The organism is Shewanella sp. LC6 (assembly GCF_006385735.2).
Lineage (GTDB): Bacteria > Pseudomonadota > Gammaproteobacteria > Enterobacterales > Shewanellaceae > Shewanella > Shewanella xiamenensis.
Genome location: NZ_CP043902.1, coordinates 2038920 through 2062163 on the forward strand (window position 1 = coordinate 2038920; position 23244 = coordinate 2062163).

The window sequence follows — 23244 nt, forward strand, 5'->3', positions numbered from 1 at the left end:
TGGTAATCGGTTAACTGATAAGTAAGCAATCAAAATGGGGCGTTTGCCCCATTTTTTTAGAGGAAATTACAATGGCAAAGCCACCTGTAAAAAAAGAAGCCTCGACTGAAGATGCAAAAGTCGTCGTTTTATTCACCAAACCATGGACCCGTTATTCACCTGACGATGTCGCAGGGTTTGACGCAAAAACCGCAGAAAAACTAATCAATATTAAGGTTGCAGAACCTTTTGAAGCCGACGCAGAAAAAGCCGAAGGCAAACAGGAGTAAGCGACATGCCGCTGATCACCATTGAAGCTGCTCGGCGGCAAGTTAACCTGCTCGAGTCAGAAACCTTTCAAGACCAATATTTACAACAACTCATGGCCGCAGTTGAGGCGCATATTCGCCGTCGTTTGAACTGCACCTTTTTTGAAACTGCGGCCGAATATGAAGCTGCAGACCCAAAGCCACCAAAGGCAATCATCATAGAAGAAAGCCAAGACTTAACCCATGCCGCATTATTGCTATTGGCGCATTGGTTTACTAACCGTGAGGCCGTATCAACTGTGCAAATGGTTGAAGTCCCCGCGGCATTTGAAAGCCTGATCTTCGAATTTAGAGACTTGGCAATAGGATAAGCTATGGCAAGCGGCAAGCTACGTCATCGAATTGATGTTTTTACATCGCAAAAGCAGCAAGACCCACTAACGGGCGAAATGAAAAAGAATTGGGTGCCAGCATTTAAAACCATGGCCGATTTTATGCCGCTTTCAGTGAAAGACTTTATTGCTGCATCGGCTGCACAGTCGCAAATTTCAGGCAAGTTTGAAATCCACTTTAGACCAGAATTCCCTAGCGAGTTTCGCATTCGCCACGCAGGCAAGGTATACAAACCGGAAGGCGTTTTACCTGATATCAAATCAGGCCATCAACGGATAATCATTCCAGTATCAGAAACTAACGACGTTTTAGTAGGTTAACCATGAATACACCTCACATTTTCACCATTGAAAATACCAGTGAAATAGGTAAACCCGTCGAGGTGTTTTTAAACGGTAAAAAAGTTGGCCATTGTATTTATGCCGATACCAAAAAGGGCAAGGTGGTGTTTTGTCCTCAGCCACTTAAAGTTCATAAACATAAAAAGAAAGTGATCTGCAAAACGCGTTACGGCCGCGTCACAGTTGAGCACTTAAACAGCCAAAGCAAAGTAGGTTAACCATGGCAGCAATCAAATTTGAGCTAATCGGCTTAAAAGAAGTCCGAAAAAAAATGGCAAAAGTGACCAGAACAATACTGGATGACGGCACCCGTCACGCACTCAGCCAAGCCGCCGAATTAGTCAAAAAAGCTGCCCAAGAAAACGCCCTAAAAATTGACGATCCCAAAACAGGGCGCCGCATCCGCGATAACATTATTTTACAATTTGGTAGCCGCAAATTTTTACGCGATGGCCTCATTATGTATCGAATTGGCGTAACGACACCAAGAGGTCGCATTCCAACACCAAACGAAGATGAAGGCTCAAAAGGCAGTACTCCACACTGGCACTTGGTTGAACTCGGCACTGAGCGTTCACAAGCAAAACCGTTTATGCGCCCAGCGCTAGCCAACAACATTAACCCAGTGATCGACAAAGTGATTACTGAGCTTGAAAAAGAGCTCGATAAGGCCATTTCATAATGAGTACAGCAGAATGAGCACCGCGCCTATTTTTGTGGTTTGCAGCAATAGCCCAGAGGTAACCGCATTACTCGGCACCAACCCAACAAGGCTATTCCCATTTGGCCAAGCACCGCAGGACGTAGTAAAGCCATACGCAGTGTGGCAATTGATCGGCGGTAGCCCTGAAAACTATTTAGCCGGCAGACCAGATACCGATGCATTCACCCTGCAGGTAGATGTATATGCCGACTCAGGCAGCACAGCCTCAGCCGTGGGTGATGCAATTCGTTATGCCATCGAGCTGGATGCCTACACCACCAATTACAACGGTGATGACCGAGACAAAGAAACCGGCAATTACCGCCACAGCTTTGATATTGATTGGCTAGTTACTCGTTAGCCAGTCTCTATCAAAAAATTCCGCAACTTAAAACCAAAAGCCTCTGCACCTGCAGGGGCTTTTTTGTATCTGCCGCAAGGCTATTGTTAGGAGCAACAACATGAGTATGAAAACGCAGGGCACCCAGCTCTATGCACTAGATCCGGCAGATGATTCTGTTTTAGCCGTCATCGCCGTGACAAGTATCGACGGGATTGATAGCCCAGTTGACCCAATCGAAACCACTCCGCTTGAAGCTGATGCCCGTGAGTTTGTGGCAGGGTTAAAGTCACCTGGCGCGGCGACATTTGGTATTAACGTCGATCCAAAGCAACCAGGGCATTTACGTTTGCATCAACTTAAAACCGCAGGTACTACCATTAAGTGGGCACTTGGTTGGTCAGATGCTAAAAATGTTCCGCCAACAGTTACCAGTAAAGCTTTTGTATTACCAACCAGCCGCACATGGATCACCTTCGAAGGCTTTATGACGGCCTATCCATTTGCCTTTGCGCAAAACGATGTGGTTAAAAGTACTATCGGCATTCAAGTCTCTGGCGATCCCGTGCTGACTCCTGCATCAATAACGCCTTAATTTTGGTTTAACCATCCGAAAGCCCACCTAACCGTGGGCTTTTGCTTTTATCTTTAACTAACTTAATCCTAAGGAATAATCATGGAATTAAGTGTTGCAAGCCTTATTCAGTCGGGTTCCTATTCCCCTGCAAAACCAGAACGCCGTGAAATTTCGTGGACAACGCCCAATGGCGAAACCCATAAAGCTATCGTCTTTATCCGTAAAGAGTCATTCGCCACCGCACAAGCCGAAGCCAGCAATTTTAATCGTGGCGTTGACTGGTTAACCTCGCGCATTGTGGCCAGTGTGGTTGATGAGCAGGGTAAACCCCTATTTGAGATTGACGACATCCTTGGCAATGAGGCTCACGGGCCCATTTGCGACTCATTAGGTTTCGCCTTGATTAGCGCCATTAACGAGGTTAACGGCATTGGGCTTAAGCCTGACCCAAAAGCCTTACCGCCGACCACGAATTCTGGCACGAGCTCGTGCTCGCAGGAGTCGGCGGACGAACCATCGAAGAAGCCCAGCAGAACCTCACGCACCGAGAAGTCATCGATTGGATCGCCTACCGAGCAAAGTTCGGCCCCTTAAGCATTCAAGCGCGGCAAGAGCGCATTGCCGCAGCACAAATGCATCACATCAACACCATTCACGGCGGCAAAGCCAAGTTCGAAGATTTTATGATCTTCAGCCAGTTAGATGAGGCAGAGCAGCCAGAAGCCACAGTTGACGATGTGTTACTGATGCTGAAAGCCGGCGCCATTAAAAAGTAAACCGATTAACAGCAATAAGGCCAAGGACGGCCACCAAACCAACAGTAAAACCACGCCGTAAAACTAAGCAGGAACGCCCATGGGAAACCGCTCATTAAGCAATTTAACCCTCAATTTAATTGCCGAAACAGGCAGTTTTAACGTAGGGATGGAGTCAGCAGAGCGCAGTATCGATAAAGTCGAACGCGCCGCCATGAAGCAAAAAAACGCCTTGGTTAAGCTGATGGGCCAAATCGATCCCTTGGTATCTGAATACGCCAAACTCGATAAAATGGAGCGCCAACTTAAGATGCACCGTGCCGACGGGCGCTTGGACGGCAGCGAATACGATCTCTACTCAAAACGCTTAGCTCAAATGCGTTCAGAACTGGGTAAAACCAGCGATGACTTTGATAAAACAGGTACGTCAGCCAAGCAATTGGAGTTTGCCACTCGCGGCTTGCCTGCACAGTTCACCGATATTGCGGTTTCCTTGCAAGCTGGCCAAAACCCGATGACGGTGTTCCTGCAGCAAGGTGGTCAGCTTAAAGATATGTTTGGCGGCGTTGGCCCAGCGGCTAAAGCCATGGGCGGTTATATTATGGGCTTAATCAACCCATTTACCGTTGCAGCTACCGCCGCAGGTGTATTGGCACTGGCCTATTACCAAGGCAGTATCGAGGCCGATAGGCTGCGCAATGCGCTGATATTAACGGGCAACTCAGCGGGTACCACATCAGATAACTTAATGGATGCCGCAAAGCGAATTGATGCCATTAGCGGTACCCAACGCCAAGCTGCCGCGGCACTGGCCGAGGTCGCCAATACCGGTAAGTTTACCGCCAGCCAAATTGAGCTAGTCGGCCTTGCAGCCATAAAAATGGAAAACGTCACAGGCAAAGCAATGAGCGAAACCATTGCAGAGTTTGTCAAACTGGCCGATGACCCGGTAAAAGCCGCTGAAGAACTCAATAAAAAATATAACTTTCTTACCGCTGCTGTTTATCAGCAAGCTGCGGCGCTTAAAGAGGCGGGTAAATCAAACGAGGCGGCGGATCTCGTCTTTAAAGCATATAGCGATGCTATTGGTGATCGCACAAGCAATATCACTGAAAATCTTGGATACGTTGAAAGAGCATGGAAAGCAGTAAAAGATACATCCGCTGAGGCGTGGGACGCCGTACTAAATATTGGTAGGCCAGAGACATTTGAGGATCAAATCACCGCTTTAAAAAAGGATATCGAAAATCTGAGGCCGCAAGCAAAAATAGGCGTAGCTGGTTATGGTTTTGCTCGAGTTGAAATTAAGGCAAAAGAAAAGGAGATTGAAGATTTAGAGTTGATGCAGCAAGTGCTCAACGATATTGCTGAAGAAGAAGGAAAGCTCAGAAAACTTGAAAACGAGCGCATTGAGCGGATTAAGTATTTAGGCGCTGAAAATGAAAAAAGCCTAACAAATGAGCAAAAGCGCACCAAAGAGATTGAAAAATATAATAAAGAAATAGAAAAGTTGCGCGAGGACGATCCAAATAACGCCCTGCTTAATCCTGAGGTAATTAAACGCACACTCGCCTCGATTGAAGAAAAGTTTAAAGACTCTGCTAAAACCACCAAAGCCTTTGCCGATGATGCTGCAACTAGCTACCTCATGCGCTTGCGCGAAACAGAGGCCAGTCTACAAGGCCAATTAGAAAGCAACACAAAACTTACGCAATCACAAAAAGAGCTCGCGCAGTTTGAGCAGCAAATTGCTGATATCAAAAATAAAGAAACCCTAACCGCGCAGCAAAAAAGCCTGCTGGCTGAGCAATCAGTGATCCGCGCCCAGCTTGAAAAAAACGTTGCCCTCGATGAAGAACTTAAAAAGCGCAATGAAGCGCTACGCCTGCAAAGCTATAGCGCCAACCTTGCGGCCAACTTAGCCGCAGAGCAACAACGCAATGCCGACAAACTCGCCAGCTTTGGCTTAGGAGACAAAGCACAACAACGCCTAGGTGATCGCCAAAGCATTGAGCGCGATATCGAACGCGCCCAAGGTAAGGCATTGTCTGACAACCTTGCAGGCCGTACCACCGATGAAGAGTATCAAGCCCAGCTTGCAATGCTTAAGCAAAACCTCAGCGAACGACTAGCCGCGCAAGATGAGTACTACATTGCCCTTGACGCCAAGCAAGCAGACTGGACAAATGGTGCCCGTTCATCAATGCAAAATTACATTGATGCCGCAGCGGATATGGCAGGCCAAACTGAAAAGCTATTTGATAGCGCCTTTGGTGGCATGACAGACGCCTTAACCGACTTTGTAACCACGGGTAAGGCCGACTTTGCGGAGCTAACTAAGTCTATCTTGTCAGATCTCGCCAAAATCGCCATGCAAAAAGCGATTGCAGGTATCGCCAGCAGTATTTTTGGTGGCTTCGCAGAAGGTGGTGCCGTTGGCTATTCATCCGGTGGTTACACTGGCGCTGGCGGTAAATACGAGCCAGCTGGGATTGTGCATAAAGGCGAAGTGGTTTGGTCGCAACGCGATGTAGCCCGTGCGGGTGGCGTGGCCACGGTAGAAGCCATGCGTAAAGGCCACAAAGGTTATGCGGAAGGCGGTGTAGCAGGCGGCGCAGCCTATAACGGTGTGCCAGCAGCGGCGATGGCTGGAACAAGTCCTAACGTCATCATCAATCAGCAAATTATTGTGCCAGAAAGTAATAACAATAACGGGGCCAACAATACAAATATGAACGAGGTTATTAAGGCTTACGCGGAGTCATCTAAGCAAGGTACTAAAACACAAATCGCGCTAGAACTTAGACCGGGTGGAATGATTTGGCGAGCAATGAAGGGAGGGTATTAAGGTGTATCAATATAACAAAGAGGTATTAATTACCTTGCTAAGTGATTCCGCTATTCAGTTTTTCTTTAATGATGTCACGCCTGATACAACTGCAATAGAAATTCGGGAGAGAGTGAGAGCGTTTTCTGAGGTTTTAGCGGGAATTTTGGTCACTGTTTCTGCCGATGGTGATTACCGCATGGATATTGCCAAGCAGCTAAACGCCAAAACGCAGCAAGTTACCGCTGATATGGAAGCCATGATGATTGAATCTTTGCAGCCAAATGGGTTTATTTGGCAGAAAATTCAAAAAATGAAAGGCTTATAAATAATGCCGCAAACATTCACATGGGCACCAGACAACGGCGCCACAGGCGACACCCAATATCGTACTCGCACCGCTCAGTTTGGTGATGGCTACCGCCAATCAGTAGGCGATGGCATTAACAGCAAGGTGCAGAGCTGGCCGCTGACGTTTACCAAAAACAAAGCCACGGCCGAGGCGATAGTCGCCTTTCTTGACGAACACCAAGGCGCTACGTCATTTATCTGGACGCCGCCACTTGGCACTGCATCTTTATGGCAAGTTAAACAGGTCACCAACACCCCATTAGGCGGCGGCATGTATCGCATCGCCGCCACTTTCGAACAAGCATTTCATCCTTAATGCGCCAAGGCGCTAATCCAATCTATTTATGGAGTTAATATGGCTATAGCAACAGTCAATCTAGGCACATCTCCGTCGGGAGCTGGCGGCGATACAGCGCGTAACTTAGCCGAAAAATTTAATGCTAATTTCAGCTCGCCGACTCATTCCGCTTCCCGCGAAGTCGGCACGTCAAATGATAATCATGTCATTGACAAAGCAGGACTGCAGATTCTGATTAAAGATCCACGTCGACAGGAGGTTGAGGCGTTAAGCGGCGGTCGCAACACTGTCATTTATGATTCCCAAGGCAATCCAAATGTGATGGTTGTGGTGCCTCGATTCACCTACGAATCGCTTGGCCTAACTGACCTGCAACTTGGCACAGGAACGCCAACCGCCTTTTTGACAAACGGAGCCCCACGCGGAGAAATATTGATCGCAAAATATCTCGCCAGCGCCGGCGGTACAACGTGCTCGGTTGTTGGTGGTGTTCAGCCATTAACTGGGGTTAATTATGATCAAGCAAAATCACGGTGCACCAATAAAGGCGCGAATTGGCATTTAATGTCAATGCATGAGTGGGCGGCAATTGCGCTATGGTCTCTGGCAAACGGTACTGTGCCCCGCGGCAATACAAACTATGGTCGCGCTCACGATAAACTGCATGAAACGGCCCGCCGTGCAGATAATGGTGTACCAGGTGACGCGAGTGGCACAGGAAGAACTGACACCGGAAAAGGCCCTGCAACATGGACGCATGACCACACTGTGCATGGTATCCACGATTTAGTTGGAAATATTTGGGAGTGGCAAGATCAAATGTTGCTTTCAGAAGGACAGATAAAAACAACACTCGACAACAACCCATCTGTTGCCGAGGTTGACTGGGTTTCACATCCAGCATTTTACGATTCAACATCAGCCGCAGGTGGAGCCCCGCGACTAAATAGCCAAGTGATCAACCGCCTTGGAGCAATAGGAGACAGTGCTAACGCTGGCAATTCGGCTAACGTGGAATTTAAATTGCTAACAAAGGATGCAGCATACACCCCCAGCGAGTTGATGCGTCGGCTGCTTATTGAGACGGCTACTACAAATAATTTGCAGGGCCGATTGTACATGCGCAACTTCGGTCAGCGATTACCGATCCGTGGCGGCAACTGGTTCTACGGCGTCAGCGCCGGCCTTGGCGCGCTCAACCTCTTTTACTCGCGTTCGAGCTCGTTCATCCACATCGGTTTCCGTCCAGCTTATTTTGCGTAAAGTAGACTGTGTTCTGTTAGCTGCGCGATAGCGCAGCGGTTAATTAAAGAGTAGCGCACATGCCAGCATTGATAATCGAAGAAAAATGCAGAGAGATGATAGTGTTTGGCTATCAAGCCATTAAACAGTTCCCAAAACATGAAACACATGTTCTTGGCGCTGAAATTCGGCTGTCAATGCTGAATATGCAGCGCCTGATCATCACTGCAATGAAGCGCTACCACAAAAAGACCACCTTAACCGACTTGGACGTAGAACTAGCGGTGCTAAAGCGTATGATAAGGCTGGCCAAGGATCTGCGTTATATCGACATCAGCCGGTATCAGCGATGGATAGTGCAGATTGTTGAAATTGGCAAAATGACGGGAGGATGGATTAAATCAATTAACAATAAACAGGCTAATGCATTATGAATACACTGGAACCGATCCGTGGCGGCAACTGGAACAACGGCGTCAACGCCGGCCTTGGCGCGCTCAACCTCAATAACTCGCGTTCGAACTCGAACATCAACATCGGTTTCCGTCCAGCTCTTGATTACGCCAGAAGCAAGCATCTTACTGGGTGCTGCCAGCGCAAAAATGAAAAGGATGCACTAGCCCCGGCCATTGCCGAAATAGATTTAGCCACGCCCGCCGGTGCGCCAGTGGGCTGTTTATTTGAGCAAATATATCAGTTTGAAAATTTACTAAATGCGGCTTATCAGTGCCGCAAAGGGAAAACGAAATCAAATAGCACATTAGTATTTTTTAACAATCTAGAAGAAAACATCATCCAGATCCAAAACGAGTTGATTTGGGGTATGTACCTATCATCGCCATACCACCATTTTTATGTGTTCGAGCCAAAGCGAAGATTAATATCTGCGCCCAGCTTTCGAGACAGAGTGGTGCACCGCGCAATTTATAATGTCATCGAGCCGATTCTTGACCGGCAATATATATACGACTCTTACGCCTGCCGCCGCGGCAAAGGAACACACCGTGGCGCTGATAGAGCTCAGCTCTTTATTAGGCGCGTAGAGAAAACGCACAGCAAGGCTTACGCGCTAAAAGCGGACATTAGCCGCTATTTCTCTAGCATAGATCACCACATACTTAAGTCGCTTGTCAGCGCTAAAATACAGTGCGAACGCACCAAGTGCCTACTGTTTTACATCATAGACAGCAGCCCTTCTGACGCGCACGGCGTTGGGATCCCTCTTGGCAATCTCACCAGCCAAGTTTTTGCAAACCTGTATCTAAACGAGCTGGACAGATTTGCTAAGCATACGCTAAAAGCCAAAAATTACGTCAGATACATGGATGATTTTGTGATCATTCATCACGACAAGCAGCAGCTGCATCAGTGGAGGGTGATGATAGAGAGATTCATTAATTGTCAGCTAAGGCTGAAAACAAACAGCAAAACTCAGGTATTCCCCGTGGCAGCATCTGCCGGAAGAAGCCTTGATTTTCTTGGCTATCGCATATATGCAAATAAAAAGTTACTGCGCAAAAGCAGCGTGAAGCGCATTAAAGCAAAGTTAAAAATATTTCGCAAAAAATACAGTGCTGGAGAGATTGATATTAAAGACATAAACCAAACAATACAGTCATGGATCGGACACGCCAGCCACGCTGATACATTTTCGCTAAGAGTCTCACTATTAAGCCAACCATTCAAAAGAGGTGAACATGTTTAGTTATATTTTTGAGGGCAAATCTCACACTGACACATCAAATGACTACATGCTGGAAATCGGCATGAGTGTTGAGCAGATTGAGTCAGTGATGAATCAAAAATCTTACGAAGAAGGAGAAGGCGTCATTACAAAAAGAAAGGCGGCATACGTACAAGAGTCAGACCCGTTATTTTTGGAGTGGCAATACGATAAGACGCCCGCTACAGAAGCAAAATGGCGAGCCAAAGTGCTAGAAATAAAAGCAAGATTCCCTATGGTATCAGCCGATGCTTAGTGCTGATATTCAAACCCTCGAACCGGGCAATGAGGTTATTCTCTACGAAATCGATGGTACCGCCTTTGGCGCCGATATACTGCGCTTTCATGCACACAATATTCCGTACTCAGATGCGGACCTTAATCAATCAGAGTTACCCGCGCGCATCATACATTGGCAAGGCGAACAATACAGCCCATGGCCAGCGCAGCTAGAAGGGGTAGAGGTTAACTCAGATGGCTCGCCAAGTACGCCAACGCTAACGGTGGCTAACATCGATGGCAGCATTAGTGCCTTGTGTTTGTATTTTCAAAATATGGAGCAAGCTAAGGTCACTATTCGCCGAACGCTGGCAAAATACCTTGATGCTGCAAATTTCCCAAGCGGCAATAGCGAAGCGGATCCAACCCAAGAAGCGGTTGAGATTTGGTATGTTGATAAAAAAGTAAATGAGGATAATGTCGCCGTTACCTTTGAACTGTCCAACCCAGCAGATTTATCAGGCTATAAAATCGGTAGGCAAATGACCGCCTATTGCTACTGGTGTCAACGGGGTGAATATCGCGGCGCGGATTGTGGCTACACTGGCGAAGCCATGTTTACCGATGAAGATCAACCAACCGATAACCCAGCGCTAGACCAGTGCTCAGGCACAATAAAAGGCTGCACCTTACGCTTTGGCGAAAATAACGAATTACCCCATGGCGGCTTCCCCAGCGTGCGGCTTATACGTTAAAAGCATTTCCCGCCGTCGGCAAAATGGTCTAACACAACCTAAGCAGGTCCCTATGCATCCAACCATTTTACATGCCTTCAGTCAGCATGCGGCTAGCTGCTACCCTCACGAATGTTGTGGCCTGCTGATCCAGCAAGGCAATAAAGCGCAATATGTGCCGTGTGAAAACAAGGCAACTAACAAAGCCGATGAGTTTGTGATTGATCCGCAGCAATACTCGGATATTGAGGAGTTAGGTTCAATCATTGGCATTTGCCACAGCCACCCCGACGCCAGCAGCAAACCCAGTGAGCGCGATCGCGCCATGTGTGAGGCGAGTGGCTTGCCATGGCATATCCTCAGCTGGCCTGATGGTGACTTACGCACCATAGTGCCAACGGGTGAGCGTAAACCACTGCTAAACCGTCCGTTTGTCCATGGCGTGTGGGATTGCTATAGCTGCGTTCGCGATTGGTACCGTGAGGTGCAACAAATCCATTTGCCAGACTTTGAGCGGCAAGACGGTTGGTGGGAAGGCGAGCAAGAGCTATACCTCGATAACTTTGCCAAAGCGGGATTTGTGGCGCTGCCAAATATCAATCTAGCCGATCTACAAATTGGCGACGGAATCTTAATGCAAATCCAAAGTCATCGAGTAAACCACGCTGCGGTTTATGTTGGTGAAGGCAAGATCTTGCATCACCTGTATGGTCGCCTTAGTCGCTACGATATTTATGGCGGGTACTGGCAGCGCAACACCCGCTTGATAGTGCGCTATCGCGCACTATAGATCAACTTGTTATAACCAGCAAAACAAGCGTACTATGGCGATATTAATCTAGCAATAATGGAGCTATTTTCATGTTTATGAAGCAAATTTTTACTGTTTTTGTATTAATGTTCGTGTTGTCTGGGTGTGGTAATAACTCAGAAGTTAATCTTTGGGGAAAAGCATTCCACGGAGCAACAGAAGCACAAGTCAAGGAGATCTATCCAGAATCTATAATTAGCACTGAAGATAGTAAAGACGACTTTGCTGGCAAATTGAAATTGAATAATTATGAGATTGATGGGGAGAAATTCGAAGTAATTTTCTTTTTTGATAAGCAAGGAGGGTTAGCTCAAGTTGGATTGACTCCAGCGAAAGAAAGTAAGATTACAGAAACAAAGTTTACCAGTTTTAAGGATGGGTTACTTGTTAAATACGGTAAGGCTTTGGAAGAAAACAAGCCAAAATCATCACTTATCAAAGAATATCAAGGTAAGTGGGTTACAGATGAAAAGGTCATAGTTCAGGTAAATTACAATGTTTATGACAAAGACGATTATGGATACCTATATATTATTTATTACCTGCCTGAATCAGCTAGCAAAATCTAGCAAATATTGAGAAGAATCGTAGATGCTGGCGAATGGCTTTACCACCATAGTGGTAAAGCTACACCAGAAGCTATCAATTAACAGAGGAAAGTATAGGTATATTCATATGAATAGATCTTCAATAGAATGACTAGCGACTACAGTCGGCAAGGTGGATTATCTTAAAACTAAAATGAAATTATAATGTTGCCATCGTTAATGTTCACAAGATAACCGGCATCATCAAAAGTCTTTTCAACCAATTTTAAAGCACTAAATATCTCTGCATACGTCACTGGCATTGAGCAGGTTAATTTTTTGGTATCAAGTTCAATTTTTCGCTTACCAACTACTACCGCTCCATTGATAAGTTCGTTAATTTCATCAACAAATAATGACGCCAATGCAATACCTGAGTCTGCATTGTTTTTAGCTATTTTCCCTGCTATTGATGCTGGCAATGTTGGTGTTAAAAGGTTTTCAATTCCATCGCCGTGCAGCATGCTTGCTGCCGATGAATTTTGGTCAGCAATAAAGCTCACCTCTAATCGATGCACGATTTCAGCGTTCATTGAACGACCGTTTTTGTTGGATTCCTCTTTAATTTGCTCACGCATACCACTAGGGAAGCGCAACATAAACTTATCTAAGGTATCACTAGGGAAATTTTTTTTCGTCATGATTCTAATAGCATAGCGTCAACTCGACACAAAAAGAATAGTGTCGAGTTGACATACTTAGTGCTAGCAGTTAAATTCATAGTGTCGACTCGACACTATGAGGAGTGAAAATGAAAAAAAATACAGTGACACCACTTAGGCTAATGTTGCGTTTACCACCAGAGGTACACCAGATTGCTAAAGAGATGTCTGAACAGCAGTTGCGTTCGCTAAACTCAGAGATTGTCTATCAATTAAAGCGCTCTTATGGATTGATAGGAAAGGAAGAGGAGGCGGCATGAAATTAATCACCGGTAATCAATTGACCATGACCAGTGGAGAGATATCCGACCTAGTTGGATCTCGTCATGACAAAGTAAAGCAATCTATCGAACGCTTGGCAAAAAATGGGGTAATTCAACTTCCCCCAATGGGGGTTTTCGAGAATATCAATAGCTTAAGCCAAAATTCGAAGTCAAAACACTATGTATTCTCTGGCGATCAAGGCAAGCGCGATAGCATCATTGTTGTTGCCCAGCTTTCACCTGAGTTTACCGCAAGGCTGGTCGATCGCTGGCAAGAGTTGGAAGCAAAGCAGTCTAAGCCTTACCCGCAGATCCCGCATTCATTTGCAGAGGCACTGCAACTCGCCGCTAACCAAGCCAAGCTACTCGAGCAACAAGCGCCTAAAGTGGAGTTTTTCGATCGGCTGGTGGTACGTGACACATTAATGAATGCAAGCCAAGTGGCGCAAAAGCATAACTTGTCCGCTGTTCGCCTAAATAAATTTTTGGATGAACATGACGTTTATAGCCACGCCATTAAACGCGGCAGAGTGTTTCAGCAGTGGTTTATTGATAAAGGCTTTGGAAAGCTACGCCAAACAGACCAAGGTTTTTCGCAGGCCATGTTTACCCCAGCGGGTGAGGCGTGGATTTGTGAGAAGTTAGTGAGTGAGGGGGTGGCCGCATGACTGACATAAAGAATGAAGCCCCAACTGCAGCAACAGTTGAGGCCTCTATATCAACAAATCAAAGCGGAATCATTGACATGACAAGTTTAGCAATTGCAGATCGTACAATCAACGTTCCTTTTCATGGAGCAAGTCTTTTTGTTGTGAGTATAAACAACCAGCCTTATGTCCCAATGAGGCCTATCGTTGAAGGAATGGGTTTGGACTGGGCCTCACAGTTCACAAAGATAAAACAAAGGTTTGCTAAAGGTGTTGCGGAAATCGCAATACCTTCTGCTGGTGGCAAACAAGCAATGACATGCTTAGCTTTCAGGAAGTTTGCAGCTTGGTTGAATAGCATTCAGCCAAACAAAGTTAAGCCTGAAATTCGCGAGCGGGTTATTCAGTATCAAGAAGAGTGTGATGATGTGCTTTATGAATACTGGACAAAAGGCGAAGTCAAAAATCCGCGCAAAGCCACCCAGTCGCAGCAAGGTAAAATTACGCTAGATCAGCAAACTGCCATAAAGCAGTTAGTCATGTACCGTGGTAAATCGCTACCGAAAGACAAGCAGGCTAAAGCGATTATTACCATGTGGTCGGCGCTAAAGTCTCACTTTGGCACCACCTACAAGCAAATAGCGGAAGATCAATTTACCGAGGCGTTATCCCTCGCCGCCCGTGTGCCGCTAGACGGCGAGTTTATCCCTGCTGCCCCTGCAATTACCCAAAAACCTTTGCTAAATGAGTACGATATTCACAATATCAAAGGGCTTTGCACTCATATGGATTATTTGAAAAAGTACTTTGACGAATACAAGCTGTATGAGGTGTTTACTATGCTTGGCTCTCGCGCTGGCACCCAGATGATTGATCATATGCGTGATGGTGTGTGTTTTGCCGCAACGGTTAGACGTAGCATAAACGAACTTGAGGCAAGGGGCTTAAAAGCGATGTTGCCTAGTTAGCCTAAAGGACTTATCCTGCTATAACAATCCGAAAAACCCTCTTTCGAGAAAGATTATCTAAAGCCGCCTAATCAGGCGGCTTTTTTATTGCCAAAAAATGCTGATGACAGCAGGTCTAATATGAACTCACAACAACTCACCACGATAAAACTATCAGGATCGCTTGCTAAAAAGTTTGGCCGTGAGCATAAGCGATTTCTAGATACAGGCACCACAACCGAAGCTTTTAGCGCGTTAAAAAATACCCTTCAAGGATTTGAGTTATTCATCAAAGAACAGGCAAAGCTCGGCCTACGCTATGCGATTTTTCGTAATGGCCGCAACACTGGACAAGATGAATTTGATTTAGCCGGTACTCGAGAGATCAGGATTGTCCCTGTGATTGCTGGTGGTAAACGTGCTGGCGTGATGCAAACTATTCTCGGCGCGGTTCTTATTGTTGTCGGTGTTTTTACAACCATATTCGGGGACTATAGCGGCTCTGTTATTCAGCTCGGCGTGGCAATGGTCGCTGGTGGAGTGGTGCAAATGCTTTCACCCCAAGCCAAAGGACTAAAGGGAAGGGAAGCCGCCGAGAACGCGCCAAGCTATGCCTTTGGTGGTGCAGTTAACACAACAGCAGCGGGTAACCCAGTTGGTATTGGTTACGGCAAGCGCCGTATTGGTGGCGCGATTATTAGCGCAGGTATTTACGCAGAAGACATCGCAACCACTAAGCGCCCAATTCAATCTGGTGGCAGTAATGGCGGCAATCAACAGGAGCCTTAAGTAAATGGGTATTCCCGCATTAAATCAACAACTCGTTATCCATGGTGCTAAAGCAGGCGAAAGCGAGCAGCGTACTCCAGTTGAATCGCCCGATGATCTGCGCTCCATTGCCAAAGCTAAAATCCTGCTGGCAATTGGTGAAGGTGAATTTGAAGGCCAATTATCCGGCCAAAATGTGTTTTTAGATGGCACGCCGTTAATCGATGCCAACGGCGCGGAAAACTTCCCCGGTGTGATTTGGGATTTTCGCCCGGGTTCTGTGCATCAAACTTATATACCTGGCTTGCCATCGGTTGAAAACGAGGTGGCATTAGGCATTGAGTTAAAATCAGAGCAGCCCTACACAAAAGCCATTACAAACTCATTGCTTTCTGCGGTGCGGATTCGCTTTCGCTGGCCAGCATTGCAACAACAGCTTGATAACGGTGATGTTAACGGATATCGCATTGCATATGCCATAGATCTATCTACCGATGGCGGTAGCTATCAAACTGTATTAAGCACTGCTGTAGATGGTAAAACTACCCAGCCATATGAGCGCAGCCACCGTATTGATTTACCTGCTGGTAACAGTTGGCAGATCCGTATTCGCCGCTTAACGCCAAACCAAAACAACAACCGTGTGGCTGACTTAATGCAAATCGCGGCGATCACCGATGTGATTGACCGCAAGCTAAAGTATCCAAATACGGCATTGCTTTATGTGGAGTTTGACGCCAGCCAATTTCAGAATATCCCCGTGGTTTCGTGTGAACCATTTATGCGCAAAGTGCGGGTACCGACAAACTACAATCCGCTTACCCGCGAATATACGGGCGTTTGGGACGGTAGCTTTAAAATCGCATGGACCGATAATCCAGCATGGGTGAGTTACGACATTATCCTCGACGATCGCTTTGGCACTGGACGCAGGATCAATGCGTCGCTGGTGGATAAATGGGAGCTTTACCAAATTGCGCAATATTGCGATCAGCTGGTGCCAGACGGCAAAGGCGGCATGGAGCCTCGCTATATCTGCAATATCTATATTCAGCAAGCGGCTGAAGCATGGCAAGTGCTGCGTGATTTGGCCTCGATTTATCGAGGCATGACCTACTGGTCAAACGGGCAAATGTACTCCGTTGCAGACATGCCTCGCGATATGGATTTTATCTACACCAATGCCAACGTGATCGACGGTAAATTTAGCTATTCATCCAGTAGTGAAAAAGTTAAATACACTCGCGCCTTGATCAGCTGGGATAACCCAGATAACGCCTATGAGTCCGATGTTACCTCGGTATCAGATCAAGCCTTACAGCGCCGTTATGGCGACAACGTAGTCGAATTATCCGCCTTAGGTTGCACCCGCGAATCAGAAGCCCAGCGCCGTGGCAAATGGGCGATCTATACCAACAACAATGACCGCGCGGTGAATTTTAAAGTGGGTATGGATGGTAGCATCCCATTACCTGGTTATGTGATTGGTGTAGCCGATCAACTGATTGCTGGTAGCCGCATTGGTGGGCGGATCTCGGCGGTTAACGGCAAGCAGATCACATTAGACCGTGCGGCTACAATCGCGGTTAACGATCGCCTCATCATCAACTTGCCCAGCGGCAAGGCTCAGGCGCGTACCATTGAGGCCGTTAATGGCCGTGTGGTAACGGTAACCACCGAATACAGCGAAACTCCATTGCCACAGCTGTTATGGTCGGTTGAGTCAGACGAGCTAAAGCTACAGCAATTTAGAGTGCTGCGTGTCGCCAAAGCCAATAGTGACAGCATTGAGTACGAGATCACCGCAGTTGAGCACAACCCAAGCAAATATACTTATATCGATACAGGCGCACGGTTAGAAGAACGCCCTATAAGCAAGCTGCCCATCGGTGCCCAAGAAGCGCCGGCTACTGTAACAATCACTCAATCGGTATTCACCGAGCAAACACTGTCAGTCACAACTATGACGATTCAGTGGGCCACAGCCAAAAATGCAGTGGCTTACGAAGTGGAATGGCGCAAGGACTCAGGCGAGTGGGTTAAGCTGCCAAAAACCAGCGGTACCTCGGTCGATATCCGCGGCGTTTACACCGGGCAATATATTGCTCGAGTTCGCGCAATCAACTCTGTTGATGTGTCGTCAGTGCCTAAATTATCCGACCTAACTAATATCACGGGTAAAACCGGATTACCGCCAGCGGTAGCCTCGTTCACCACTACGCCGTTAGTGTTTGGCATTGCGCTAAATTGGTTATTTCCTGCTGGCGCAGAGGATACCCTGCGCACCGAAATTGAGTACGGGCCCAATAATAACGACAGCGGCATGATCAAGCTGGGTGATTTTGCTTACCCGCTTAACAGCCACACCATAACAGGGCTTAGTGCAGGGGTTAGCTTTTGGTTTAGAGCGCGGTTAGTTGACCGCACAGGCAACGTGGGCCCATGGTCTAACTTTGTAAACGGCCAAAGCTCAACCGACCAAACCAAATATGATGAGTACTTTAGCGAGCGCATCACATCATCAGCACTCGGGCAGGAGCTGCTATCAGAAATTGAGCAGATTCCGATCATTAAAATTGAAACGGATAAAATCCCTGGCATTCAAACAGAAGTAAGCAAAATTCCCGCTATCGAAACAGAAGTAAGAAAAATTCCTGCTATCGAAACAGAAGTAAGAAAAATTCCTGCTATCGAAACAGAAGTAAGCAAAATTCCTGCTATCGAAACAGAAGTAAGCAAAATTCCCGCTATCGAAACAGAAGTAAGAAAAATTCCTGCTATCGAAGATGATATTGGCTTTGTTCAGGAAAAAATTTACCAAATGCAAGGAGATATCGCTGACATTGTAGGCGCACCAGATTGGGATAACACCGCCAGCTATCTGACCGGGCAGTTGGTTAAATATCAAGGCAATCTCTGCTCAGCTAAACAAACGGTACCGGCAGGAACACTGCCAACCAATACCACCTATTGGACAAAAATTGGTGAATATTCATCCTTGGGTGAGGCTGTTTCTGCATTAACTGTACGTGTAGATAATGTTGAATCGTCGATTGACACTATCGATGGAAAGCTAACAGCAGAATCATCTCGTATTGATGGTATTTTTGCTCAGGTTAATCCGCCATTAGCGGGCGATACTGGCTGGAATGCCGGATCAACCGTGGTTTTTGCTGGCGTGTGGTCTGAGCAATATGCAAGAGCCGCTGCCGATGAGGCCTTATCAAAAAGCATTGAAACGGTTGCCGCGACCATTAATCAAAACACCGCCGCTATTATTACTGAACAAATGGCGAGAGCCACTGCAGATGAATCGCTATCAAACCAAATCATCAGTATTTCAGCAACGGTCAATGGCAATGCGGCATTAATTAAACAAGAGCAAACCGCACGAGCGGATGCTGATAGCGCGTTAGCAACGCAAATTACTACTGTTCAAGCTGCCGCTGATGCGGCCAATACCAAGGCCACACAGAACGCTGCGGCAATTCAGCAAGAGCAGACAGCGCGCGCGGATGCTGATAGCGCATTAGCAACACAAATCACTACGGTGCAGGCGACAGCAACAGCGGCCAACAGCGCTGCAGCAGCTGCACAATCCGCCGCTGATGCGGCCAATACCAAGGCCACACAGAACGCTGCGGCAATTCAGCAAGAGCAGACAGCGCGCGCGGATGCTGATAGCGCATTAGCAACACAAATCACTACGGTGCAGGCGACAGCGACGGCGGCTAACTCAGCTGCATCGACTGCACAAACTGCAGCAGATAGTGCCGCCCAAGCCGCGGCCGATGCAGCTGGGCTGGCGGGCACGAAAGGTAAGGTGCTGATCCAGTCTGCTGCCCCTGCAGCTGCTGATTGCTTAGAACAAAACCTATGGATTGACACCACAGGCAACGCCAATACGCCAAAACGCTGGAACGGCTCAGCTTGGGTTGCTGTCACTGACAAAGCCGCAACCGATGCCGCCAGTGCAGCAGCTGCAGCGCAAGCCGCCGCCGATGCAGCTAACACCCAAGCCGCACAAAACGCAGCAGCTATCCAGCTGGAGCAAACTGCCCGTGCCGATGCCGATAGTGCATTGGCATCGCAAATAACGACTGTTCAAGCCTCGGCGGCAGCCAATGCTTCCGCAATACAGAACGAAGCAACAGCAAGAGCTGATGCTGACAGCGCCCAGGCATCGCGCATTGACGGTATATTTGCGCAAGCAAACCCGCCGCTTGCTGGTGATATTAGCTGGAATGCAGGATCAACTGTGGTATTTGCTGGCGTGTGGTCTGAGCAATATGCAAGAGCTGCGGCAGATGAGGCATTGGCAAAAAACATTGAAACTGTAGCAGCTAGCATTAATCAAAACACCGCCGCTATTATTACTGAACAAATGGCGAGAGCCACTGCAGATGAATCGCTATCAAACCAAATCATCAGTATTTCAGCAACGGTCAATGGCAATGCGGCATTAATTAAACAAGAGCAAACCGCACGAGCGGATGCTGATAGCGCGTTAGCAACGCAAATTACTACTGTTCAAGCTGCCGCTGATGCGGCCAATACCAAGGCCACACAGAACGCTGCGGCAATTCAGCAAGAGCAGACAGCGCGCGCGGATGCTGATAGCGCATTAGCAACACAAATTACTACTGTTCAAGCTGCCGCTGATGCGGCCAATACCAAGGCCACACAGAACGCTGCGGCAATTCAGCAAGAGCAGACAGCGCGCGCGGATGCTGATAGCGCATTAGCAACACAAATCACTACGGTGCAGGCGACAGCAACAGCGGCCAACAGCGCTGCAGCAGCTGCACAATCCGCCGCTGATGCGGCCAATACCAAGGCCACACAGAACGCTGCGGCAATTCAGCAAGAGCAGACAGCGCGCGCGGATGCTGATAGCGCATTAGCAACACAAATCACTACGGTGCAGGCGACAGCGACGGCGGCTAACTCAGCTGCATCGACTGCACAAACTGCAGCAGATAGTGCCGCCCAAGCCGCGGCCGATGCAGCTGGGCTGGCGGGCACGAAAGGTAAGGTGCTGATCCAGTCTGCTGCCCCTGCAGCTGCTGATTGCTTAGAACAAAACCTATGGATTGACACCACAGGCAACGCCAATACGCCAAAACGCTGGAACGGCTCAGCTTGGGTTGCTGTCACTGACAAAGCCGCAACCGATGCCGCCAGTGCAGCAGCTGCAGCGCAAGCCGCCGCCGATGCAGCTAACACCCAAGCCGCACAAAACGCAGCAGCTATCCAGCTGGAGCAAACTGCCCGTGCCGATGCCGATAGTGCATTGGCATCGCAAATAACGACTGTTCAAGCCTCGGCGGCAGCCAATGCTTCCGCAATACAGAACGAAGCAACAGCAAGAGCTGATGCTGACAGCGCCCAGGCATCGCGCATTGACGGTATATTTGCGCAAGCAAACCCGCCGCTTGCTGGTGATATTAGCTGGAATGCAGGATCAACTGTGGTATTTGCTGGCGTGTGGTCTGAGCAATATGCAAGAGCTGCGGCAGATGAGGCATTGGCAAAAAACATTGAAACTGTAGCAGCTAGCATTAATCAAAACACCGCCGCTATTATTACTGAACAAATGGCGAGAGCCACTGCAGATGAATCGCTATCAAACCAAATCATCAGTATTTCAGCAACGGTCAATGGCAATGCGGCATTAATTAAACAAGAGCAAACCGCACGAGCGGATGCTGATAGCGCGTTAGCAACGCAAATTACTACTGTTCAAGCTGCCGCTGATGCGGCCAATACCAAGGCCACACAGAACGCTGCGGCAATTCAGCAAGAGCAGACAGCGCGCGCGGATGCTGATAGCGCATTAGCAACACAAATCACTACGGTGCAGGCGACAGCAACAGCGGCCAACAGCGCTGCAGCAGCTGCACAATCCGCCGCTGATGCGGCCAATACCAAGGCCACACAGAACGCTGCGGCAATTCAGCAAGAGCAGACAGCGCGCGCGGATGCTGATAGCGCATTAGCAACACAAATCACTACGGTGCAGGCGACAGCAACAGCGGCCAACACAAAGGCCACCCAAAACGCCGCGGCAATTCAGCAGGAGCAAATTGCCCGTGCAGATGCCGACAGCGCGCAATCATCTCGTATTGACGGTGTTTTTGCCCAAGTCAATCCTCCATTAGCGGGTGATACTGGTTGGAATGCGGGTGCCACAGAAGTATTTGCTGGCGCGTGGTCTGAACAATATGCAAGAGCCGCTGCCGATGAGGCCTTATCAAAAAGCATTGAAACGGTTGCCGCTACCATTGATAAAAATACTGCAGCGATCATCACAGAGCAAATTGCGAGAGCCACTGCAGATGAATCGCTATCAAACCAAATCATCAGTATTTCAGCAACGGTCAATGGCAATGCGGCATTAATCAAACAAGAGCAAACCGCCCGTGCTGATGCTGATAGCGCTTTAGCATCGCAAATCACTACAGTACAGGCGACAGCCGATGCAGCTAACACCAAAGCCACACAAAACGCTGCAGCAATTCAGACAGAACAGACCGCACGCGCTGATGCCGATAGTGCTTTAGCATCGCAAATCACCACTGTGCAGGCTACAGCTAACAATGCATCATCCGCGGTGCAGCAAACATCGACTGCATTAGCTGATTTAGATGGCAAGCTGCAAGCCATGTACTCGATTAAGGTTGGGGTAACGGCAGACGGTAAATACTACGGCGCAGGCATGGCAATCGGCGTGGAAAACACGCCAGAAGGTATGCAATCGCAAGTGTTATTTACTGCCGATAGATTTGCCATCATAAATCAAGTAACTGGCACCTCAACCATTACCACCCCATTTGTAGTCGAGAATGGGCAGGTTTTTATGAACTCTGCATTCATTGGAGAATTGCAAAACAAAGTGCTAATACAAAGACAAGGAGGATATCTATCTGTTTACGGTGCTGGATTTGGTGTTAATAACGAGTTTATTGACTGGTATGGCCCAGATGTTGGAGATATATCAAACTGTTCAAAATCAAATGCTATCACATATAGAACTAATGATGGCGACGCGTATTTTGGAGGAACGCTCAGTGCAGGCGTCTTAAAAAATGGTGCATCATACACAACCAAAACTGTATACACATCAGCTACTAGCCCGCTTACCATAGGTCCATTTGGAACAAATGGAAAAACAAAAAATCTAGTGCTTTCTTATTTGTGTACAGCAGGTTATAAGCATACTGTTGATCCAGGCAATCTGACACTTACTGAAACGCTAACGATGAAAATTCAGAGGCTAATAAATGGTAATTGGGTTGATGTCCCAGGATCATCTATAACGATCAACGGTAATGTTCAAAAAACTACTGATACTGAAAATGTGCCAACTACATATGAAGTTATCTATTCTTGTTCTGGAAGCATTACTGTCAGCGACAATTTGAGCGTTTCAACTTCCGATGTAACGTATAGAGTTTACGTATCAAACCACTCAAGACCTTTCACAAATACAATAGTTAAAAATCAAACTCTGAGTTTGGTTTCAACAGAGCAGTAGATAAAGCATTTTAAAGCTGCATTAACTTTATGATGTTTTTAATGTTTTTTTGTGTCAATTTTGGGGTAACTTTATAAGGTATGTGCACAAAAGGAAGAGCCGCAGCATTTAGATGTGTGTACATATGCGTGTACATGATTAATGGGTGGCGATTAATAATTCTTTTTAAAACATAGTGATTAAAGTCATGGTTTCATAATCGTGCCAAAAAATACTTGGCTGAGATGCTGTATACATAATTTCAATCAAATGACGGTTTTGTCGAATGATA

Annotated in this window: 25 protein-coding genes; 24 read left to right on the plus strand and 1 reads right to left on the minus strand. The window is 47.3% G+C overall.

The genetic code is table 11. The features are described from left to right. Positions 1 to 71 precede the first annotated feature (71 nt). The 19 genes from FJD32_RS09320 (at position 72) to FJD32_RS09410 (ending at position 12131) form a co-directional block, all read left to right on the plus strand. Complete coding sequence (locus FJD32_RS09320) at positions 72 to 269, plus strand: hypothetical protein (RefSeq protein ID WP_140906808.1); 198 nt, start codon at positions 72 to 74, stop codon at positions 267 to 269. Positions 270 to 274: 5 nt separating this feature from the next. Next, a complete protein-coding gene (locus FJD32_RS09325) occupies positions 275 to 619 on the plus strand; it encodes a head-tail connector protein (RefSeq protein WP_140906809.1) in 345 nt (114 codons plus the stop codon). 3 nt (positions 620 to 622) lie between these two features. Continuing rightward, positions 623 to 961, plus strand: a complete 339-nt coding sequence (locus FJD32_RS09330) for a phage head closure protein (protein ID WP_140906810.1) — start codon at positions 623 to 625, stop codon at positions 959 to 961. A gap of 2 nt (positions 962 to 963) precedes the next feature. Then, positions 964 to 1200 (plus strand): hypothetical protein, encoded by a 237-nt coding sequence (locus FJD32_RS09335; protein WP_140906811.1) that lies wholly within the window; start codon positions 964 to 966, stop codon positions 1198 to 1200. Positions 1201 to 1202: 2 nt separating this feature from the next. Then, positions 1203 to 1664 carry an HK97-gp10 family putative phage morphogenesis protein gene (locus FJD32_RS09340; protein WP_140906812.1) on the plus strand — a complete coding sequence of 154 codons (462 nt, stop codon included), beginning with the start codon at positions 1203 to 1205 and terminating at the stop codon, positions 1662 to 1664. A gap of 13 nt (positions 1665 to 1677) precedes the next feature. Beyond that, positions 1678 to 2046, plus strand: coding sequence for a DUF3168 domain-containing protein (locus FJD32_RS09345; RefSeq protein ID WP_140906813.1), 369 nt, complete (start codon positions 1678 to 1680; stop codon positions 2044 to 2046). Positions 2047 to 2146: 100 nt separating this feature from the next. Further along, positions 2147 to 2620, plus strand: a complete 474-nt coding sequence (locus tag FJD32_RS09350; RefSeq protein ID WP_140906814.1) for a phage tail tube protein — start codon at positions 2147 to 2149, stop codon at positions 2618 to 2620. Between the two features lie 81 nt (positions 2621 to 2701). Next, complete coding sequence (locus FJD32_RS09355; protein ID WP_140906815.1) at positions 2702 to 3196, plus strand: phage tail assembly chaperone family protein, TAC; 495 nt, start codon at positions 2702 to 2704, stop codon at positions 3194 to 3196. Positions 3197 to 3234: 38 nt separating this feature from the next. Beyond that, entirely contained in the window at positions 3235 to 3378 is a 144-nt protein-coding gene (locus FJD32_RS09360) for a hypothetical protein (protein WP_140906816.1), read from the plus strand. Positions 3379 to 3457: 79 nt separating this feature from the next. Beyond that, the gene (locus FJD32_RS09365) at positions 3458 to 6205 is read left to right on the plus strand and encodes a phage tail tape measure protein (protein WP_140906817.1); all 2748 of its coding nucleotides are present in this window, start codon (positions 3458 to 3460) and stop codon (positions 6203 to 6205) included. Between the two features lies 1 nt (position 6206). Then, positions 6207 to 6512, plus strand: coding sequence for a hypothetical protein (locus FJD32_RS09370; protein WP_133178976.1), 306 nt, complete (start codon positions 6207 to 6209; stop codon positions 6510 to 6512). 3 nt (positions 6513 to 6515) lie between these two features. Further along, positions 6516 to 6851 (plus strand): phage tail protein, encoded by a 336-nt coding sequence (locus FJD32_RS09375; RefSeq protein ID WP_140906818.1) that lies wholly within the window; start codon positions 6516 to 6518, stop codon positions 6849 to 6851. 39 nt (positions 6852 to 6890) lie between these two features. Then, complete coding sequence (locus FJD32_RS09380; protein ID WP_140906819.1) at positions 6891 to 8096, plus strand: SUMF1/EgtB/PvdO family nonheme iron enzyme; 1206 nt, start codon at positions 6891 to 6893, stop codon at positions 8094 to 8096. A gap of 59 nt (positions 8097 to 8155) precedes the next feature. Next, entirely contained in the window at positions 8156 to 8509 is a 354-nt protein-coding gene (gene avd / locus FJD32_RS09385) for a diversity-generating retroelement protein Avd (protein WP_011789750.1), read from the plus strand. Then, entirely contained in the window at positions 8506 to 9780 is a 1275-nt protein-coding gene (locus tag FJD32_RS09390; protein ID WP_140906820.1) for an RNA-directed DNA polymerase, read from the plus strand. Before avd ends, FJD32_RS09390 begins: the two co-directional genes overlap by 4 nt. After that, positions 9773 to 10054: a hypothetical protein gene (locus FJD32_RS09395; protein WP_181159788.1), complete on the plus strand. Its 282-nt coding sequence runs from the start codon at positions 9773 to 9775 to the stop codon at positions 10052 to 10054. Before FJD32_RS09390 ends, FJD32_RS09395 begins: the two co-directional genes overlap by 8 nt. After that, on the plus strand, positions 10047 to 10772 hold the full coding sequence (locus tag FJD32_RS09400) for a phage minor tail protein L (protein ID WP_140906822.1): 726 nt from the start codon (positions 10047 to 10049) through the stop codon (positions 10770 to 10772). Before FJD32_RS09395 ends, FJD32_RS09400 begins: the two co-directional genes overlap by 8 nt. A 52-nt stretch (positions 10773 to 10824) precedes the next feature. After that, positions 10825 to 11541, plus strand: coding sequence for a C40 family peptidase (locus tag FJD32_RS09405; protein WP_140906831.1), 717 nt, complete (start codon positions 10825 to 10827; stop codon positions 11539 to 11541). 77 nt (positions 11542 to 11618) lie between these two features. After that, positions 11619 to 12131, plus strand: coding sequence for a membrane lipoprotein lipid attachment site-containing protein (locus FJD32_RS09410; protein ID WP_205403041.1), 513 nt, complete (start codon positions 11619 to 11621; stop codon positions 12129 to 12131). Positions 12132 to 12298: 167 nt separating this feature from the next. Here the strand turns inward: FJD32_RS09410 and FJD32_RS09415 are convergent, their stop codons facing one another. Further along, entirely contained in the window at positions 12299 to 12790 is a 492-nt protein-coding gene (locus tag FJD32_RS09415; RefSeq protein WP_140906824.1) for an Arc family DNA-binding protein, read from the minus strand. A 110-nt stretch (positions 12791 to 12900) separates the two neighbouring features. Here FJD32_RS09415 and FJD32_RS09420 point away from each other — a divergent pair, with 110 nt between their 5' ends. From FJD32_RS09420 to FJD32_RS25045, 5 genes are all read left to right on the plus strand, one after another. Further along, positions 12901 to 13071, plus strand: a complete 171-nt coding sequence (locus FJD32_RS09420) for an Arc family DNA-binding protein (RefSeq protein ID WP_083758265.1) — start codon at positions 12901 to 12903, stop codon at positions 13069 to 13071. After that, on the plus strand, positions 13068 to 13742 hold the full coding sequence (locus tag FJD32_RS09425) for a phage antirepressor KilAC domain-containing protein (RefSeq protein WP_140906825.1): 675 nt from the start codon (positions 13068 to 13070) through the stop codon (positions 13740 to 13742). Before FJD32_RS09420 ends, FJD32_RS09425 begins: the two co-directional genes overlap by 4 nt. Beyond that, positions 13739 to 14689: a phage antirepressor N-terminal domain-containing protein gene (locus FJD32_RS09430; protein WP_205403042.1), complete on the plus strand. Its 951-nt coding sequence runs from the start codon at positions 13739 to 13741 to the stop codon at positions 14687 to 14689. The genes FJD32_RS09425 and FJD32_RS09430 overlap by 4 nt, the downstream gene beginning before the upstream one ends. 120 nt (positions 14690 to 14809) lie before the next feature. Beyond that, the gene (locus FJD32_RS09435) at positions 14810 to 15457 is read left to right on the plus strand and encodes a tail assembly protein (RefSeq protein WP_140906826.1); all 648 of its coding nucleotides are present in this window, start codon (positions 14810 to 14812) and stop codon (positions 15455 to 15457) included. Positions 15458 to 15461: 4 nt separating this feature from the next. Continuing rightward, positions 15462 to 22973 carry a DUF1983 domain-containing protein gene (locus FJD32_RS25045; RefSeq protein ID WP_240200001.1) on the plus strand — a complete coding sequence of 2504 codons (7512 nt, stop codon included), beginning with the start codon at positions 15462 to 15464 and terminating at the stop codon, positions 22971 to 22973. Positions 22974 to 23244: the final 271 nt, after the last annotated feature.

Excerpts from the sequence above, each read along its gene's own strand:
- FJD32_RS09395 (WP_181159788.1), top strand. The coding sequence starts at position 9,773 with ATGTTTAGTTATATTTTTGAGGGCAAATCTCACACTGACACATCAAAT.
- FJD32_RS09355 (WP_140906815.1), top strand. The coding sequence starts at position 2,702 with ATGGAATTAAGTGTTGCAAGCCTTATTCAGTCGGGTTCCTATTCCCCT.
- FJD32_RS09425 (WP_140906825.1), top strand. The coding sequence starts at position 13,068 with ATGAAATTAATCACCGGTAATCAATTGACCATGACCAGTGGAGAGATA.
- FJD32_RS09340 (WP_140906812.1), top strand. The coding sequence starts at position 1,203 with ATGGCAGCAATCAAATTTGAGCTAATCGGCTTAAAAGAAGTCCGAAAA.
- FJD32_RS09415 (WP_140906824.1), bottom strand. The coding sequence starts at position 12,790 with ATGACGAAAAAAAATTTCCCTAGTGATACCTTAGATAAGTTTATGTTG.
- FJD32_RS09325 (WP_140906809.1), top strand. The coding sequence starts at position 275 with ATGCCGCTGATCACCATTGAAGCTGCTCGGCGGCAAGTTAACCTGCTC.
- FJD32_RS09360 (WP_140906816.1), top strand. The coding sequence starts at position 3,235 with ATGCATCACATCAACACCATTCACGGCGGCAAAGCCAAGTTCGAAGAT.
- FJD32_RS09375 (WP_140906818.1), top strand. The coding sequence starts at position 6,516 with ATGCCGCAAACATTCACATGGGCACCAGACAACGGCGCCACAGGCGAC.
- FJD32_RS09365 (WP_140906817.1), top strand. The coding sequence starts at position 3,458 with ATGGGAAACCGCTCATTAAGCAATTTAACCCTCAATTTAATTGCCGAA.
- avd (WP_011789750.1), top strand. The coding sequence starts at position 8,156 with ATGCCAGCATTGATAATCGAAGAAAAATGCAGAGAGATGATAGTGTTT.
- FJD32_RS09320 (WP_140906808.1), top strand. The coding sequence starts at position 72 with ATGGCAAAGCCACCTGTAAAAAAAGAAGCCTCGACTGAAGATGCAAAA.
- FJD32_RS09435 (WP_140906826.1), top strand. The coding sequence starts at position 14,810 with ATGAACTCACAACAACTCACCACGATAAAACTATCAGGATCGCTTGCT.
- FJD32_RS09380 (WP_140906819.1), top strand. The coding sequence starts at position 6,891 with ATGGCTATAGCAACAGTCAATCTAGGCACATCTCCGTCGGGAGCTGGC.
- FJD32_RS09350 (WP_140906814.1), top strand. The coding sequence starts at position 2,147 with ATGAGTATGAAAACGCAGGGCACCCAGCTCTATGCACTAGATCCGGCA.
- FJD32_RS09410 (WP_205403041.1), top strand. The coding sequence starts at position 11,619 with ATGAAGCAAATTTTTACTGTTTTTGTATTAATGTTCGTGTTGTCTGGG.
- FJD32_RS25045 (WP_240200001.1), top strand. The coding sequence starts at position 15,462 with ATGGGTATTCCCGCATTAAATCAACAACTCGTTATCCATGGTGCTAAA.
- FJD32_RS09390 (WP_140906820.1), top strand. The coding sequence starts at position 8,506 with ATGAATACACTGGAACCGATCCGTGGCGGCAACTGGAACAACGGCGTC.
- FJD32_RS09405 (WP_140906831.1), top strand. The coding sequence starts at position 10,825 with ATGCATCCAACCATTTTACATGCCTTCAGTCAGCATGCGGCTAGCTGC.
- FJD32_RS09430 (WP_205403042.1), top strand. The coding sequence starts at position 13,739 with ATGACTGACATAAAGAATGAAGCCCCAACTGCAGCAACAGTTGAGGCC.
- FJD32_RS09335 (WP_140906811.1), top strand. The coding sequence starts at position 964 with ATGAATACACCTCACATTTTCACCATTGAAAATACCAGTGAAATAGGT.
- FJD32_RS09330 (WP_140906810.1), top strand. The coding sequence starts at position 623 with ATGGCAAGCGGCAAGCTACGTCATCGAATTGATGTTTTTACATCGCAA.
- FJD32_RS09345 (WP_140906813.1), top strand. The coding sequence starts at position 1,678 with ATGAGCACCGCGCCTATTTTTGTGGTTTGCAGCAATAGCCCAGAGGTA.
- FJD32_RS09400 (WP_140906822.1), top strand. The coding sequence starts at position 10,047 with ATGCTTAGTGCTGATATTCAAACCCTCGAACCGGGCAATGAGGTTATT.
- FJD32_RS09420 (WP_083758265.1), top strand. The coding sequence starts at position 12,901 with ATGAAAAAAAATACAGTGACACCACTTAGGCTAATGTTGCGTTTACCA.